The sequence below is a fragment of the Burkholderia lata genome (genome assembly GCF_000012945.1).
GTDB classification, from domain to species: Bacteria; Pseudomonadota; Gammaproteobacteria; order Burkholderiales; family Burkholderiaceae; genus Burkholderia; species Burkholderia lata.
On the sequence record NC_007511.1, the window covers coordinates 369,702 to 385,418 of the forward strand.

The window sequence follows — 15,717 nt, forward strand, 5'->3', positions numbered from 1 at the left end:
AAGAGAGACCAGGAGACGACCATGCAGCACACCACCCACACGAGCGCCGCGCCGGCGCAGGCGTCCGGCACCGTCCGGCGCACTTCGGCGCGCTACAAGATTCTCGCGCTGCTCGCGATCGGCACGATGATCAACTATCTCGACCGCACCGTGCTCGGGGTGGCTGCGCCGCAGCTCACCAAGGAGCTCGGCATCAACGCGGCCGTGATGGGCATCATGTTTTCCGCGTTTTCGTGGACGTACGTTGCCGCGCAGGTGCCCGGTGGCCTCTTTCTCGACCGTTTCGGCAGCAAGGTCACCTATTACTGGTCGATGACGCTGTGGTCGCTGTGCACGTTCCTGCAGGGCTTTGTCCCGGGCGTCGCGACGCTGCTCGCGTGCCGTCTCGGCCTGGGCGTCGCGGAGGCGCCGTGCTTCCCGACCAACAGCCGCGTCGTCGCGACGTGGTTCCCGCAGAACGAGCGCGCGATGGCGACCGGTACCTATACCGTCGGCGAGTACATCGGCCTCGCGTTCTTCAGCCCGGTGCTGTTCGCCCTGATGGGGGCGTTCGGCTGGCGCTCGCTGTTCTGGGTCGTCGGCACGGTCGGCATCGTGTTCGGCCTGGTCTGGTGGAAGTTCTATCACGAGCCGCGCAACCATCCGGGGGCGAATTCGGAGGAGCTGGCGTATATCGAGGCGGGCGGTGGCCTCGTGCATGGCGTGCGCAAGGACGGCGACAAAGGTGGCAAGGGTGCGAAGGGCGAGCAGAAGTCGTTCAGCTGGTCGATGGCCGGCAAGCTGCTGAAGAAGCGCCAGCTCGCGGGCATCTGCCTCGGCCAGTTCGCCGGCAACTCGACGCTCGTGTTCTTCCTGACCTGGTTCCCGACCTACCTCGCCACCGAGCGCCACATGGGCTGGCTGAAGATCGGTTTCTTCGCGGTGATGCCGTTCATTGCCGCATCGGTCGGCGTGATGTTCGGCGGGATCTTCTCCGACTGGCTGCTGCGTCGCGGCAAGTCCGCGAACCTCGCGCGCAAGCTGCCGATCATCGCGGGCCTGCTGCTCGCATCGACGATCATTCTCGCGAACTATGTGCAGAGCAACGAGGCCGTGATCGCGATCATGTCGGTCGCGTTCTTCGCGCAGGGGATGGCCGCACTCGGCTGGACGCTGGTGTCGGACATCGCGCCGGACGGCCTGCTCGGCGTCACGGGCGGCATCTTCAACTTCGCGGCGAACCTTGCCGGGATCGTCACGCCGCTCGTGGTCGGCTTCATTGTCGCGTCGACCGGGTCGTTCGTCGGCGCGCTCGTGTTCATCGGCGTGATCGCGCTGATCGGCGCGGCGTCGTACATCTTCGTGGTCGGCGACATCAAGCGGATCGAGCTGTAAGCACCGGCTCCACGCACATCCAGTGCGTTCGCCCGGCAGCCGCAAGGCCGCCGGGCTTTTTTGTTTGTGCGCCTGCTTTTACGCCCGCTTGCATCCGGCCTTATGCGCGCTGCACCGCGATGCCGAGCGACTCGACCGCCTGCGCAATTGCCGCGACCGCGCGGCGGATATCGTTCGAGTCGATCGCGCCGATGCAGCCGACGCGGAACGTCTCGAGCTGCGTGAGCTTGCCCGGATACAGGATGAAGCCCGCGTCGCGCACTGCGTCGTAGAAGCGGCGGAAATCGTAGGCCGGGTGGTCGGGTGCGTGGAACGTGACGATCACCGGTGCCTGCACGCTCGCGTCGAGGAACGTCGTGAAGCCCAGCGCGTGCATCGATTCGACCAGCGTCCGGCAGTTGTCCACATAGCGCGCGCCGCGCGCGGGCTGACCGCCTTCGGCGAGATACTGGTCGAGTGCGGCGCGCAGCGCGGCGATCACGTGCGTCGGCGGCGTGAAGCGCCACTGGCCCGTCTTGAGCAGGTACGCGTACTGATCGTGGAGGTCGAGCGCGAGCGACGGCGAATTGCCTTCGCTTGCGTCGAGCGCTTCGCGTCGCACGATCGCGAACCCCATCCCCGGCACGCCTTCGAGGCATTTGCCGCTCGCCGAGATCAGCGCATCGATGCCGCTGCCGGCCAGCGTGATCGGCAGCGCGCCGAACGAGCTCATCGCGTCGACGATCAGGCGCTTGCCGTGGCGCCGGCACACGGCGGCGATGTCGTCGAGCGGGTTCAGGACCCCGGCGCTCGTCTCCAGATGCACCTGCGCGACGTGCGTGATGCGCGGCTCGCGCGCGAACGCGGCTTCGATCGCGGCCGGATCGACGGCCGCATCCTCGCCGAACGGTAACGCGATCGCTTCGATGCCGAGCCGGCCGAGGATCTTCAGGATGCGCGCGCAGTACGCGCCGTTGTCAGGTACCAGCACGACGCCGTCGCGCGGCACCAGCGTGCCGAGCGCGGCTTCGACCGAGAACGTGCCGCTGCCCTGCATCGGTACGCACACGTACTCGTCGCCGCCGTGCGCGATCGCGACGAGATCCGCGCAGACGCTCGCCGTCAGTTGATTGAAAGCGGCATCCCACGAACCCCAGTCATGTTGCATTGCGTGGCGGGTTGTGGCGGACGTGGTGAGCGGGCCAGGCGTAAGAAGAATCGGATCGGGCATGGTTTTCCTCTGCAAAGTTCGGAAGAAACGCCGGGCGGCATTTCTGAATGACTTGCATGATATTGGCAAAATGTGTCATTTTTTGGAAATTGCCGCATTCGTCACGGGTTTGTCATCGAACGCTGTGATCCTTCGCTTGCCGCGCGAAACCTAACCTCAGCGCGGCAGCGAGGCAGGCCGTCGATCGGCCCTGCCCGGAGATAACAGGAGAGCCGGATCGTGCCCCGGCCATTTGGTGTTCCGCCTACGGAGAAGTCAGATGACACTGCAGAAACCCTCGCGCGCCGCTGCCGGCGCGTTCCGCAAGCTTGCGCTGGCCGCCAGCGTCGCCGGTCTGATGGGCGCCGCGCTGCCCGCACATGCGGCGAGCGCGGTCGTGCTGTATACGGCAGACGGTCTCGAGAACCTCTATCGCGATGTGCTGCCGGCCTTCGAGAAGAAGGAAGGCGTCAAAGTCAACATCGTGACGGCGGGCAGCGGTGAAGTCGTCAACCGCGCGAACATCGAGAAGAACTCCCCGAAGGCCGACGTGATCGTCACGCTGCCGCCGTTCATTCAGCAAGCCGGCCAGATGGGCTTGCTGCAGCCGTACCAGAGCGTGAACTACAAGAACGTGCCGGCCATCGCAAAGGCTGAAGACGGCACGTGGGCGACGTTCGTGAACAACTACTTCTCGTTCGCGATCAACCCGGACGTCGTGAAGAACCAGCCGAAGACGTTCGGCGACCTGCTGTCGCCGGCCTATGCCGGCAAGGTCGCGTACTCGAACCCGGCCACCGCCGGCGACGGGATGGCCGTGCTGATCCTGACGACGTCGCTGATGGGCGAAGACAAGGCGTTCGACTACCTCGCGCAATTGTCGAAGAGCGTGAAGTTCCACACGAAGGGCACGGGCTACCTGAACGTGCTGCTGTCGCGTAACGAAATCAGCGTGGCGAACGGCGACCTGCAGATGGACCTCGACGATGCCGAACACGGCGCGCTGTCCGTCAAGCCGATCTTCCTGGCCGCGAAGGAAGGCGACCAGCCGACCACGTTCCAGCTCCCGTACGGCATCGGCCTGATCAAGAGCGGCCCGAACCAGGACGCCGGCAAGAAGCTGATCGACTACCTGATGTCGACGGAAGTGCAGTCGAAGGTGCCGGACATGTACGGCATCCCGGGCCGCACGGACGTGCCGCTGGCCGGCAAGAACGGCGAAGCGGTCAAGAAGGCGATCGCGGGCGTGAAGCTGATCCCGGTCGACTGGACCCAGGTGATGGCGAAGAAGCCGGTGTGGATCGAGCGCTGGAAGAAGGACGTGATCGGCAGCTCGGGCAAGCAGCTCGACGTCGTCAAGCCGAAGTGATCGGCGCACGCCGCCTGTATTTGTGAGCAAGAGGATGAACCCGGTGGAAACCACCCTGACCCATCCCGGCGCATTCGGCGCCGCCGAACCGCAGGCAACGCTGCGGTCCGGCGCGCCGGGCGGCGTGCAGATCGAACACCTGAGCGTGCGCTACGGCGCACGCACGGTGCTGGAAGATCTGTCGCTGTCGATCGGTGCCGGTGAATTTTTGACCGTGCTCGGCAAGAGCGGTTGCGGCAAGACCACGCTGCTGCGCTTCATCGCCGGGTTCGTGAAGGCCGACGGCCTGACCGGCACGCTGACCGTTGCCGGACGCGACCTGACCTACGCGCCGCCGCACAAGCGCAATCTCGGTCTGCTGTTCCAGAATTACGCGCTGTTCCCGCACCTGACGGTGTTCGAGAACGTCGCATTCGGGCTGCGCGCCCGCGGCATGGCGTCGTCGGAAGTGACGCGCCGCGTCGCCGATGCGCTGAAGCTCGTGCAGCTCGGCGATGCGGGCCATCACCTGCCGGCGCAACTGTCGGGCGGGATGCAGCAGCGCGTCGCGCTGGCGCGCGCGCTCGTGATCGAGCCGGACGTGCTGCTGCTCGACGAGCCGCTGTCGGCGCTCGACGCCAACCTGCGCGCATCGGTGCGCAGCGAACTGAAGGCACTGCACGAGCGCCTGCCGAACCTGACCGTCGTCTGCGTTACGCACGACCGCGACGACGCGCTCGTGCTGTCCGATCGCGCGCTGCTGATGCGCGACGGCCATATCGCGCAGCTCGGCACGCCGCAGCAGCTGTACGACGCGCCGCAGGACGGCTACGTTGCACGCTATCTCGGCCCGGCGAACCTGCTGCCGCCGCACGTGATCTTCCCGCTCGGCGATCCGCGCCACGAAGTGCGCGGCAAGGTGGCCTGCGTGCGCCCCGAGCGCCTGACCCTGATGCCGCCGGCTGCGGGCGGGCTGCACGGCACGGTGTCGTCCGTCGAATGGCAGGGCGCTGACCTGTCGATCGCGGTCACGATCGATGCGGCCCCCGACGAGCCCGTGCGCGTCACGATGCAACGCGGCCGCGGTGCGGCTCCCGAGCGCGGTGCGCGCGTTTCCCTGCATTGCGAGGCAGACGATGTCGTCCTTATCGAGCCCTGAAGCCGGCCTGCCGCCGCACGTGCTCGCGTCGGCCGCCGCGCACGCTGCTGCCGCGCGGCGCCGCAAGCGCATGGGCGACCTGCACCTGGCCGCGCTCGCGATCATCCTGCTGGGTCCGCTCGTCGTCTATCCGCTGGTGCGGCTCGTGCTGCTGAGCGTATCGGGCGACCACGGGCTGAGTTTCGCCGCGTACCGCACATTCTTCGGCAACCCCGACACGCGCGGCGTGCTGCTGACCACACTCGGCGTGCTGTTCGCGAGTGCGGGCACCGCGTCGGTGCTTGGCGTGCTGCTGGCCGCGCTGCTGTTCTTCAGGCCGTTTCCGGGCGCATCGCTCGTCACGCGTTTCCTGGAACTGTACGTCGCGTTCCCGTCGTTCCTCGTCGCGTTCACGCTGATCTTCCTGTACGGCTCGCAAGGCTCGATCAGCATCGCGCTGCAGCACCTGTTCCATCTCGAGAATCCACCGCTCGATTTCCTGTTCGGTATCGGCGGCGTGATCCTTGCGCAGACCGTGTTCTATACGCCGTTCGTCGTGCGGCCGACGCTCGCGTCGTTCGCAACGCTCGACTTGCGGCTGATCGAAGCCGCGCGCAGCCTCGGCGCGTCCGGCTGGATGTTGGCGCGCCGCGTCGTGCTGCCGATCGCGTGGCCGGGCATCGCCGCCGGTACCGTGCTGTGTTTCCTGCTGACGCTGAACGAATTCGGGATTCTGCTGGTGCTCGGCAGCGCGCGGCTCGTGACGCTGCCGGTCGCGATCTACAGTAGCGCGACCGTCGACCTCGACCTGCCGACCGCGTCGGCCGGCGCGGTCGTGATGCTTGCGCTGTCGCTGGCGCTGTATGCGGTTTATCGCCGGGTGAACCGGCGTGCGACGGGAGGGAACGATGTCCGCTGAATTTCGTATCGGGCAAGCCGTGCCGCGCCACCAGATCGGCTGGGGCGACACGGTGCTCAAGCATGCGTCGCGCGCGGCGCTCGCGCTGGCCGCGTTCGCGTGCTTCTGGCTGTTCGTGTTGCCTGTCGTCGTCGTCGCGCTGTCGAGCGTGTCGACGCAGTGGTCGGGCACGATTCTGCCGGCCGGCTACAGCCTGCGCTGGTTCGAGCGGCTCGGGTCGCCGGAATATGACGCGCTGCTGACGAGCCTGGAAATCGGCTTCGGCGTGTCGGCGGTCGGCACGATCCTCGGGCTGTGGCTCGCGTTGGCACTCGAAGGGCGCGACCGGCGCGGTCTCGGCGCGGTGGTCGACGCGCTGGTGATGGTGCCGAACGGTGTGCCGAGCGTCGTGCTCGGGCTCGCGGTGCTGATCGCGTATCACCAAAAGCCGCTCGACTTGTCGAGTTCGGCGGCGATCGTCGTGCTCGTGCAGCTCGCGCTGATTTTGCCGTTCTGCTATCGCTGCGCGGCTGCCGCACTGCGTCCGGAACTGACCGTGCTGCGCGAAGCGGCGGCGAGCCTGGGTGCACCGCCCGCGATGGTGCTGCGTCGCGTACTGCTGCCGCAGCTCGTGCCGGCGCTGCGCGCGAGCCTCGCACTTGGCTTCGCCCTGTCGCTCGGCGAGCTTGGCGCGACGCTGACGGTCTATCCGCCCGGTTTCGCAACCGTGCCGATCGTCGTGATCGGCCAGGTGGAGCGTGGCTATTACCTTCCGGCATCGGCGTTGTCGCTGCTGATGCTCGGCGCGTCGCTCGCGGCGCTGCTGCTGATCGCTGCGCGCGTGCCGCGCGGCAAGCGGGAGGCATCATGAACGCCGCCTTCTCATTGCGCCAACCCGGCGAAGCGTCGGCAGCCGGCACATCGACGGATCTCGCGGGGCGCGCCGTCGACGTCAACGGCCGGCACTACCGGCTGCCGGTCGAGCCGACCGTCGTCGTCTGCGTCGACGGCTGCGAGTACGACTATCTCGAACGGGCGGTGGAAGCGGGCGTCGCGCCGTTCATCGGCCGGATGATTTCGGAAGGTACGGCCTGGCGCGCCGATTGTGTCGTGCCGACCTTCACCAACCCGAACAACCTGTCGATCGTCTGCGGCGTGCCGCCGTCGGTCCACGGGATCTGCGGCAACTATTTCTGGGATCCGGCCGCCGACGGCGGGCGCGGTGCCGAAGTCATGATGAACGACCCGGCTTACCTCCGGGCCGGCACGCTGCTCGCGGCGGCGTCCGACGCCGGTGCGCGGGTCGCCGTCGTGACGGCGAAGGACAAGCTGCGCCGGCTGCTCGGCTGGCAACTGAACGGCATCTGCTTTTCGGCCGAGAAGGCGGCGCAGGCGAATCTCGCGGAAAACGGGATCGTCGACGTGCTCGACTGGGTCGGCCTGCCGTCGCCGGACGTCTACAGCGCGGCGTTGTCCGAATTCGTGTTCGCGGCCGGCGTGCGGCTTGCGCAGACGCGCCAGGTCGACCTGATGTACCTGTCGACCACCGACTACGTGCAGCACAAGTGCGAGCCGGGCAGTGCCGGCGCGAACGCGTTCTACGCGATGATGGACGGCTATCTCGCGCAGCTCGACGCGCTAGGCTGGGCGATCGGCCTCACGGCCGACCACGGGATGAACGCGAAGCACGATCCCGCGACGGGCCGGCCGAACGTCATCTATCTGCAGGATGCATTCGACGGCTGGTACGGTGTGCAGGCTGCGCGCGTGATCCTGCCGATCACGGATCCGTACGTCGTGCATCACGGCGCGCTCGGCTCGTTCGCAACCATCTATCTGGCGCCGGGCGTCGACCGGGCCGAGGCGATGTGGCGCGTCGGCGGCCTTGACGGCGTCGAGCTCGTGCTCGACAACGCGGAAGCCGCCGCACGTTTCGAGCTGCCGGCTGACCGGATCGGCGATCTCGTCGTGATCGGCCGCCGCGACATGACGCTCGGCACGCGCGAGCGCGAACACGATCTGTCGGGCCTCACGGTGCCGCTGCGTTCGCATGGCGGCGTGTCGGAGCAGGAAGTACCGCTGCTGTTCAATCGCCGTATCGAGCCGATCGATCCCGCGCGTCGCCCGCGCAACTTCGACGTGTTCGATTTCGTGCTGAACCGGGTCGCGACATGATGGCTCATCCCCGACACGATCACCCGGCGTTTCGCGCAGAGGCGCTGCGCTGGTGCGGCACACGCGCGACGCGGGAACGCACGCTCGACGTCATGGACCCGTACACGGGCACGCGCGTCGGGACGGCACCGCTGGCGAGCGTCGACGATGTGCGCGCGGCATTCGACTACGCGATGGCGTATCGGCCGAAGCTCACGCGGTACGAGCGTTCGCAGATCCTCGAGCGTGCGGCCGCGCTGCTGCGCGAGCGCACCGAGGAAGCGTCCGACCTGATTACGCTCGAATCGGGGCTGTCGAAACAGGACTCCCGCTACGAGATCGGCCGCGTGGCCGACGTGTTGAAGTTTGCGGCGATCGAGGCGCTGCGCGACGACGCGCAGAGTTTCTCGTGCGACCTGACGCCCCACGGCAAGGCGCGCCGCGTGTTCTCGCAGCGGCAGCCGCTCGACGGCGTGATCGTCGCGATCACGCCGTTCAATCATCCGATGAACCAGGTGGCGCACAAGATCGCGCCGGCGATCGCGACCAACAACCGCGTGATCGTGAAGCCCTCGGAGAAGGTGCCGCTGTCGGCGTTCTACCTGGCCGACCTGCTGTATGAGGCCGGGCTGCCGGAGCCGATGCTGCAGGTGCTGACCGGCGATCCGCGCGAGATCGCGGACGAGCTCGTCACGCACCCGCATGCGTCGCTGATTACCTTTACCGGCGGCGTTGCGATCGGCAAGGCGATTGCCGCACGGGCCGGCTACCGCCGCATCGTGCTGGAACTGGGCGGCAACGATCCGCTGATCGTCCTGGACGATGCCGATCTCGACCGCGCGACGTCGCTGGCGGTGCTCGGCTCGTACCGGAATTCGGGCCAGCGCTGCACGGCCGTCAAGCGGATGCTGGTGCAGCGCTCGATCGCACCCGCGTTCACCGAACTGCTTGTCGAGAAGACGCGTGCATGGAAGTACGGCGATCCGTTCGATCCCGCGAACGAAATGGGTACGGTGATCGACGAGGAAGCGGCGCGGCTGTTCGAAGCGCGAGTGGAAGAGGCAGTCGCACAGGGCGCTCGCCTGTTGACCGGCAACGTGCGGCGCGGCGCGCTGTATGCACCGACCGTGCTCGACAACGTCGATCCGTCGATGACGATCGTGCGCGAGGAGACCTTCGGCCCGGTATCGCCAGTGATCACGTTCGACACGATCGACGACGCGATCCGGATCAGCAACGGGACGGCGTTCGGGTTGTCGTCGGGCGTCTGTACGGACAGCACGGCGGCGGTCGTGCGGTTCGTGAACGAGTTGAACGTCGGCACGGTGAATGTATGGGAAGTGCCCGGATACCGGATCGAGCTGTCGCCGTTCGGCGGGATCAAGGATTCGGGGCTCGGTTACAAGGAAGGCGTTCAGGAGGCGATGAAGAGCTTCACGAACCTGAAGACGTTTTCGCTGCCTTGGGAGTGAGTGAATGGCATTGACGGTGGAAGAGATCCACGGGCTGTATCGCGAGCATGGCCATGTGGCCTATAGCGGCGAGCCGGTCACGCAGCTCGAGCATGCATTGCAGAGCGGATTGCTGGCGGAAGAGGCGGGGGCTGACGAAGCGCTGGTCGCGGCAGCGTTCCTGCACGATCTCGGGCATCTGCTGAATCGCCAGGGCGAGACGCCGAGCGCGCGCGGGATCGACGATCTGCATCAGTATTACGTGCTGCCGTTCCTGCGGCCGTTGTTCTCCGACGCGGTGCTGGAGCCGATCCGGCTGCACGTCGACGCGAAGCGCTGCCTGTGTCGCACGGACGCCGGCTACTTCGAGAGCCTTTCGCCGGACTCGGTGCGCAGCCTCGGGCTGCAGGGCGGCATCTTCAGTGAAGAGGAGACGGCGGCGTTCCTGCAACGCCCCTTCGCAGAGGACGCGCTGCGTCTGCGCCGCTGGGACGATACGGCTAAGGAAGAGGGCAAGGTGACGCCGGATCTCGATCACTATATGGAGATCGTCGCGCGCCAGGTACGCGCGGCCTGACGGTTCGGCTGCTTCTATATAAGGCTCCGCACGCGGCAGCGTGCGGAGCCTTATATTTTTTTGAGAAACCCCTTGCGCAGATCGAGGAGGCTGCCTACAATCACGCCTCTTTCGCGCTAACGGAAACACGGCGCGGAAGAGGGAAGCAGGGTTGGCGGTGTGCAGCAGTCTGGAGCGCGCAGCTGGCCTGGAAGTTGAGCCCCGCAGTCGCAACGATGTAGTGAAAAAAGTTGTTGACGAAATGCGAAACACGGTTCATAATCTCGCTTCTCTGCTGCTGAAAACGCAGCGCTGCTGAGAAACGCGAAGTTCCTCGCAGAAACGCTCTTTAAAAATTAACAGCCGATAAGTGTGGGCGCTTGATGGAAGCGAGCTGATCCTCGGATCAGATAGCGAAAGTATCAAGAGTCTCACACTAAAGTAAGTCAGGTTTATGAAGTAATTCATTTACCTGTCAGCTTTGAGTGAGCGACCGGTTCTTAACTGAACCGAAAACAGTAACAGGTTTAAACTGAAGAGTTTGATCCTGGCTCAGATTGAACGCTGGCGGCATGCCTTACACATGCAAGTCGAACGGCAGCACGGGTGCTTGCACCTGGTGGCGAGTGGCGAACGGGTGAGTAATACATCGGAACATGTCCTGTAGTGGGGGATAGCCCGGCGAAAGCCGGATTAATACCGCATACGATCTACGGATGAAAGCGGGGGACCTTCGGGCCTCGCGCTATAGGGTTGGCCGATGGCTGATTAGCTAGTTGGTGGGGTAAAGGCCTACCAAGGCGACGATCAGTAGCTGGTCTGAGAGGACGACCAGCCACACTGGGACTGAGACACGGCCCAGACTCCTACGGGAGGCAGCAGTGGGGAATTTTGGACAATGGGCGAAAGCCTGATCCAGCAATGCCGCGTGTGTGAAGAAGGCCTTCGGGTTGTAAAGCACTTTTGTCCGGAAAGAAATCCTTGGCTCTAATACAGTCGGGGGATGACGGTACCGGAAGAATAAGCACCGGCTAACTACGTGCCAGCAGCCGCGGTAATACGTAGGGTGCGAGCGTTAATCGGAATTACTGGGCGTAAAGCGTGCGCAGGCGGTTTGCTAAGACCGATGTGAAATCCCCGGGCTCAACCTGGGAACTGCATTGGTGACTGGCAGGCTAGAGTATGGCAGAGGGGGGTAGAATTCCACGTGTAGCAGTGAAATGCGTAGAGATGTGGAGGAATACCGATGGCGAAGGCAGCCCCCTGGGCCAATACTGACGCTCATGCACGAAAGCGTGGGGAGCAAACAGGATTAGATACCCTGGTAGTCCACGCCCTAAACGATGTCAACTAGTTGTTGGGGATTCATTTCCTTAGTAACGTAGCTAACGCGTGAAGTTGACCGCCTGGGGAGTACGGTCGCAAGATTAAAACTCAAAGGAATTGACGGGGACCCGCACAAGCGGTGGATGATGTGGATTAATTCGATGCAACGCGAAAAACCTTACCTACCCTTGACATGGTCGGAATCCCGCTGAGAGGTGGGAGTGCTCGAAAGAGAACCGGCGCACAGGTGCTGCATGGCTGTCGTCAGCTCGTGTCGTGAGATGTTGGGTTAAGTCCCGCAACGAGCGCAACCCTTGTCCTTAGTTGCTACGCAAGAGCACTCTAAGGAGACTGCCGGTGACAAACCGGAGGAAGGTGGGGATGACGTCAAGTCCTCATGGCCCTTATGGGTAGGGCTTCACACGTCATACAATGGTCGGAACAGAGGGTTGCCAACCCGCGAGGGGGAGCTAATCCCAGAAAACCGATCGTAGTCCGGATTGCACTCTGCAACTCGAGTGCATGAAGCTGGAATCGCTAGTAATCGCGGATCAGCATGCCGCGGTGAATACGTTCCCGGGTCTTGTACACACCGCCCGTCACACCATGGGAGTGGGTTTTACCAGAAGTGGCTAGTCTAACCGCAAGGAGGACGGTCACCACGGTAGGATTCATGACTGGGGTGAAGTCGTAACAAGGTAGCCGTATCGGAAGGTGCGGCTGGATCACCTCCTTTCCAGAGCTATCTCGCAAAGTTGAGCGCTCACGCTTATCGGCTGTAAATTTAAAGACAGACTCAGGGGTCTGTAGCTCAGTCGGTTAGAGCACCGTCTTGATAAGGCGGGGGTCGTTGGTTCGAATCCAACCAGACCCACCACCGTCTTGACTGGCGGTACACCCTGAGGAATATCTGTACATGGGGGCATAGCTCAGCTGGGAGAGCACCTGCTTTGCAAGCAGGGGGTCGTCGGTTCGATCCCGTCTGCCTCCACCAATCACCAACGCTAAGGGCTTGGTTCAGACACTGAACCGAGAATTTTGCATTGGCGATTGAGCCAGTCAGATGATATGAATAAAACCATATCGGCTGTCGTTCTTTAACAATCTGGAAGAAGTAAGTAATTTGGATAGCGGAAGCGTCTATGAGATGGACGTGAAAACTATCCGGGTTGTGATTGTATCGATGTATCTCAAGATGATTCGAACTCTATGTTTGACTCAATTGGAATACGGCACAAATGCGAGAACTCAACCTGTAACGACTGTCGAGAGACAGACTCGTTATAGGGTCAAGCGAACAAGTGCATGTGGTGGATGCCTTGGCGATCACAGGCGATGAAGGACGCGGTAGCCTGCGAAAAGCTACGGGGAGCTGGCAAACAAGCTTTGATCCGTAGATGTCCGAATGGGGAAACCCACTCCTTTTGGAGTATCCATGGCTGAATACATAGGCCATGTGAAGCGAACGCGGTGAACTGAAACATCTAAGTAACCGCAGGAAAAGAAATCAACCGAGATTCCCAAAGTAGTGGCGAGCGAAATGGGATGAGCCTTGTACTCTTTATTTGTATTGTTAGCCGAACGCTCTGGAAAGTGCGGCCATAGCAGGTGATAGCCCTGTAGGCGAAAACAGTATGAAAGAACTAAGTGTACGACAAGTAGGGCGGGACACGTGAAATCCTGTCTGAAGATGGGGGGACCATCCTCCAAGGCTAAATACTCGTGATCGACCGATAGTGAACCAGTACCGTGAGGGAAAGGCGAAAAGAACCCCGGGAGGGGAGTGAAATAGATCCTGAAACCGCATGCATACAAACAGTCGGAGCCTCGTAAGGGGTGACGGCGTACCTTTTGTATAATGGGTCAGCGACTTACGTTCAGTAGCAAGCTTAACCGTATAGGGCAGGCGTAGCGAAAGCGAGTCCGAATAGGGCGTTCAGTTGCTGGGCGTAGACCCGAAACCAAGTGATCTATCCATGGCCAGGATGAAGGTGCGGTAACACGTACTGGAGGTCCGAACCCACTAACGTTGAAAAGTTAGGGGATGAGCTGTGGATAGGGGTGAAAGGCTAAACAAACTTGGAAATAGCTGGTTCTCTCCGAAAACTATTTAGGTAGTGCCTCGTGTCTCACCTTCGGGGGTAGAGCACTGTCATGGTTGGGGGGTCTATTGCAGATTACCCCGCCATAGCAAACTCCGAATACCGAAGAGTGCAATCACGGGAGACAGACATCGGGTGCTAACGTCCGGTGTCAAGAGGGAAACAACCCAGACCGCCAGCTAAGGTCCCCAAATATAGCTAAGTGGGAAACGAAGTGGGAAGGCTAAAACAGTCAGGAGGTTGGCTTAGAAGCAGCCACCCTTTAAAGAAAGCGTAATAGCTCACTGATCGAGTCGTCCTGCGCGGAAGATGTAACGGGGCTAAGCTATATACCGAAGCTGCGGATGCGTGCTTTGCACGCATGGTAGGAGAGCGTTCTGTAAGCCTGCGAAGGTGTCTCGGAAGGGATGCTGGAGGTATCAGAAGTGCGAATGCTGACATGAGTAGCGATAAAGGGGGTGAAAGGCCCCCTCGCCGTAAGCCCAAGGTTTCCTACGCAACGTTCATCGGCGTAGGGTGAGTCGGCCCCTAAGGCGAGGCAGAAATGCGTAGCTGATGGGAAGCAGGTCAATATTCCTGCACCATTGTTAGATGCGATGGGGGGACGGATCGCGGAAGGTTGTCCGGGTGTTGGAAGTCCCGGTCGCTGCATTGGAGAAGGCGCTTAGGCAAATCCGGGCGCGGAATTCAAGGGTGTGGCGCGAGCTCCCTAGGGAGCGAAGCAATTGGAAGTGGTTCCAAGAAAAGCCTCTAAGCTTCAGTCTAATGATGACCGTACCGCAAACCGACACAGGTGGGCGAGATGAGTATTCTAAGGCGCTTGAGAGAACTCGGGAGAAGGAACTCGGCAAATTGGTACCGTAACTTCGGGATAAGGTACGCCCTTGTAGCTTGATGCCCCTGCGGGCAAAGGGTGAAGGGGTTGCAATAAACTGGTGGCTGCGACTGTTTAATAAAAACACAGCACTCTGCAAACACGAAAGTGGACGTATAGGGTGTGACGCCTGCCCGGTGCCGGAAGATTAAATGATGGGGTGCAAGCTCTTGATTGAAGTCCCGGTAAACGGCGGCCGTAACTATAACGGTCCTAAGGTAGCGAAATTCCTTGTCGGGTAAGTTCCGACCTGCACGAATGGCGTAACGATGGCCACACTGTCTCCTCCCGAGACTCAGCGAAGTTGAAGTGTTTGTGATGATGCAATCTACCCGCGGCTAGACGGAAAGACCCCATGAACCTTTACTGTAGCTTTGCATTGGACTTTGAACCGATCTGTGTAGGATAGGTGGGAGGCTATGAAACCGGAACGCTAGTTTCGGTGGAGCCGTCCTTGAAATACCACCCTGGTTTGTTTGAGGTTCTAACCTTGGCCCGTGATCCGGGTCGGGGACAGTGCATGGTAGGCAGTTTGACTGGGGCGGTCTCCTCCCAAAGCGTAACGGAGGAGTACGAAGGTACGCTAGGTACGGTCGGAAATCGTGCTGATAGTGCAATGGCATAAGCGTGCTTAACTGCGAGACCGACAAGTCGAGCAGGTGCGAAAGCAGGTCATAGTGATCCGGTGGTTCTGTATGGAAGGGCCATCGCTCAACGGATAAAAGGTACTCTGGGGATAACAGGCTGATACCGCCCAAGAGTTCATATCGACGGCGGTGTTTGGCACCTCGATGTCGGCTCATCTCATCCTGGGGCTGTAGCCGGTCCCAAGGGTATGGCTGTTCGCCATTTAAAGAGGTACGTGAGCTGGGTTTAAAACGTCGTGAGACAGTTTGGTCCCTATCTGCCGTGGGCGTTGGATATTTGAAGGGGGCTGCTCCTAGTACGAGAGGACCGGAGTGGACGAACCTCTGGTGTACCGGTTGTCACGCCAGTGGCATCGCCGGGTAGCTATGTTCGGAAGAGATAACCGCTGAAAGCATCTAAGCGGGAAACTCGCCTTAAGATGAGATATCCCTGGGGACTAGATCCCCTTGAAGGGTCGTTCGAGACCAGGACGTTGATAGGTCAGGTGTGTAAGCGCAGTAATGCGTTCAGCTAACTGATACTAATTGCCCGTAAGGCTTGATCCTATAACAAGTCTGTCTCGCGCTGAACACAGCGCGTCGGACTGGTTGATTCTCGTGTGTGATACACACAACTCAAAATTACTGCTTCTTCCAAGATTGGTTGTGCTGCGAAGCCAG

General features: G+C 61.9%; 9 protein-coding genes, 2 tRNA genes and 2 rRNA genes. 12 read left to right on the forward strand and 1 reads right to left on the reverse strand.

Annotated features, from left to right (window positions below; all coding sequences use genetic code 11):
• Positions 1-21 precede the first annotated feature (21 nt).
• Positions 22-1,374 (forward strand): MFS transporter, encoded by a 1,353-nt coding sequence (locus tag BCEP18194_RS24495; protein ID WP_011353960.1) that lies wholly within the window; start codon positions 22-24, stop codon positions 1,372-1,374.
• A 100-nt stretch (positions 1,375-1,474) separates the two neighbouring features.
• Here the strand turns inward: BCEP18194_RS24495 and BCEP18194_RS24500 are convergent, their stop codons facing one another.
• Positions 1,475-2,584 carry a 2-aminoethylphosphonate--pyruvate transaminase gene (locus tag BCEP18194_RS24500; RefSeq protein WP_011353961.1) on the reverse strand — a complete coding sequence of 370 codons (1,110 nt, stop codon included), beginning with the start codon at positions 2,582-2,584 and terminating at the stop codon, positions 1,475-1,477.
• Between the two features lie 259 nt (positions 2,585-2,843).
• Here BCEP18194_RS24500 and phnS point away from each other — a divergent pair, with 259 nt between their 5' ends.
• From phnS to BCEP18194_RS24555, 11 genes are all read left to right on the forward strand, one after another.
• Complete coding sequence (gene phnS, locus BCEP18194_RS24505) at positions 2,844-3,932, forward strand: 2-aminoethylphosphonate ABC transporter substrate-binding protein (protein ID WP_011353962.1); 1,089 nt, start codon at positions 2,844-2,846, stop codon at positions 3,930-3,932.
• A gap of 34 nt (positions 3,933-3,966) precedes the next feature.
• Positions 3,967-5,070: a 2-aminoethylphosphonate ABC transport system ATP-binding subunit PhnT gene (gene phnT, locus BCEP18194_RS24510; protein WP_011353963.1), complete on the forward strand. Its 1,104-nt coding sequence runs from the start codon at positions 3,967-3,969 to the stop codon at positions 5,068-5,070.
• Complete coding sequence (gene phnU, locus BCEP18194_RS24515; RefSeq protein WP_011353964.1) at positions 5,048-5,968, forward strand: 2-aminoethylphosphonate ABC transporter permease subunit; 921 nt, start codon at positions 5,048-5,050, stop codon at positions 5,966-5,968. The genes phnT and phnU overlap by 23 nt, the downstream gene beginning before the upstream one ends.
• Complete coding sequence (phnV, locus tag BCEP18194_RS24520) at positions 5,958-6,818, forward strand: 2-aminoethylphosphonate ABC transport system, membrane component PhnV (RefSeq protein ID WP_011353965.1); 861 nt, start codon at positions 5,958-5,960, stop codon at positions 6,816-6,818. The genes phnU and phnV overlap by 11 nt, the downstream gene beginning before the upstream one ends.
• Positions 6,815-8,122, forward strand: a complete 1,308-nt coding sequence (gene phnA / locus BCEP18194_RS24525; protein ID WP_011353966.1) for a phosphonoacetate hydrolase — start codon at positions 6,815-6,817, stop codon at positions 8,120-8,122. The genes phnV and phnA overlap by 4 nt, the downstream gene beginning before the upstream one ends.
• A complete protein-coding gene (gene phnY, locus BCEP18194_RS24530) occupies positions 8,119-9,573 on the forward strand; it encodes a phosphonoacetaldehyde dehydrogenase (RefSeq protein ID WP_011353967.1) in 1,455 nt (484 codons plus the stop codon). The genes phnA and phnY overlap by 4 nt, the downstream gene beginning before the upstream one ends.
• Positions 9,574-9,577: 4 nt before the next feature.
• The gene (locus BCEP18194_RS24535; protein ID WP_011353968.1) at positions 9,578-10,129 is read left to right on the forward strand and encodes a phosphonate degradation HD-domain oxygenase; all 552 of its coding nucleotides are present in this window, start codon (positions 9,578-9,580) and stop codon (positions 10,127-10,129) included.
• 508 nt (positions 10,130-10,637) lie between these two features.
• A 16S ribosomal RNA gene (locus BCEP18194_RS24540) occupies positions 10,638-12,170 on the forward strand.
• Positions 12,171-12,234: 64 nt separating this feature from the next.
• A tRNA-Ile gene (locus tag BCEP18194_RS24545) sits at positions 12,235-12,311 on the forward strand.
• 41 nt (positions 12,312-12,352) lie between these two features.
• Positions 12,353-12,428, forward strand: a tRNA-Ala gene (locus BCEP18194_RS24550).
• 293 nt (positions 12,429-12,721) lie between these two features.
• Positions 12,722-15,603: ribosomal RNA gene (locus BCEP18194_RS24555) — 23S ribosomal RNA — on the forward strand.
• The 16S and 23S rRNA genes sit together here with 2 tRNA genes alongside, the layout of an rRNA operon.
• Positions 15,604-15,717: the final 114 nt, after the last annotated feature.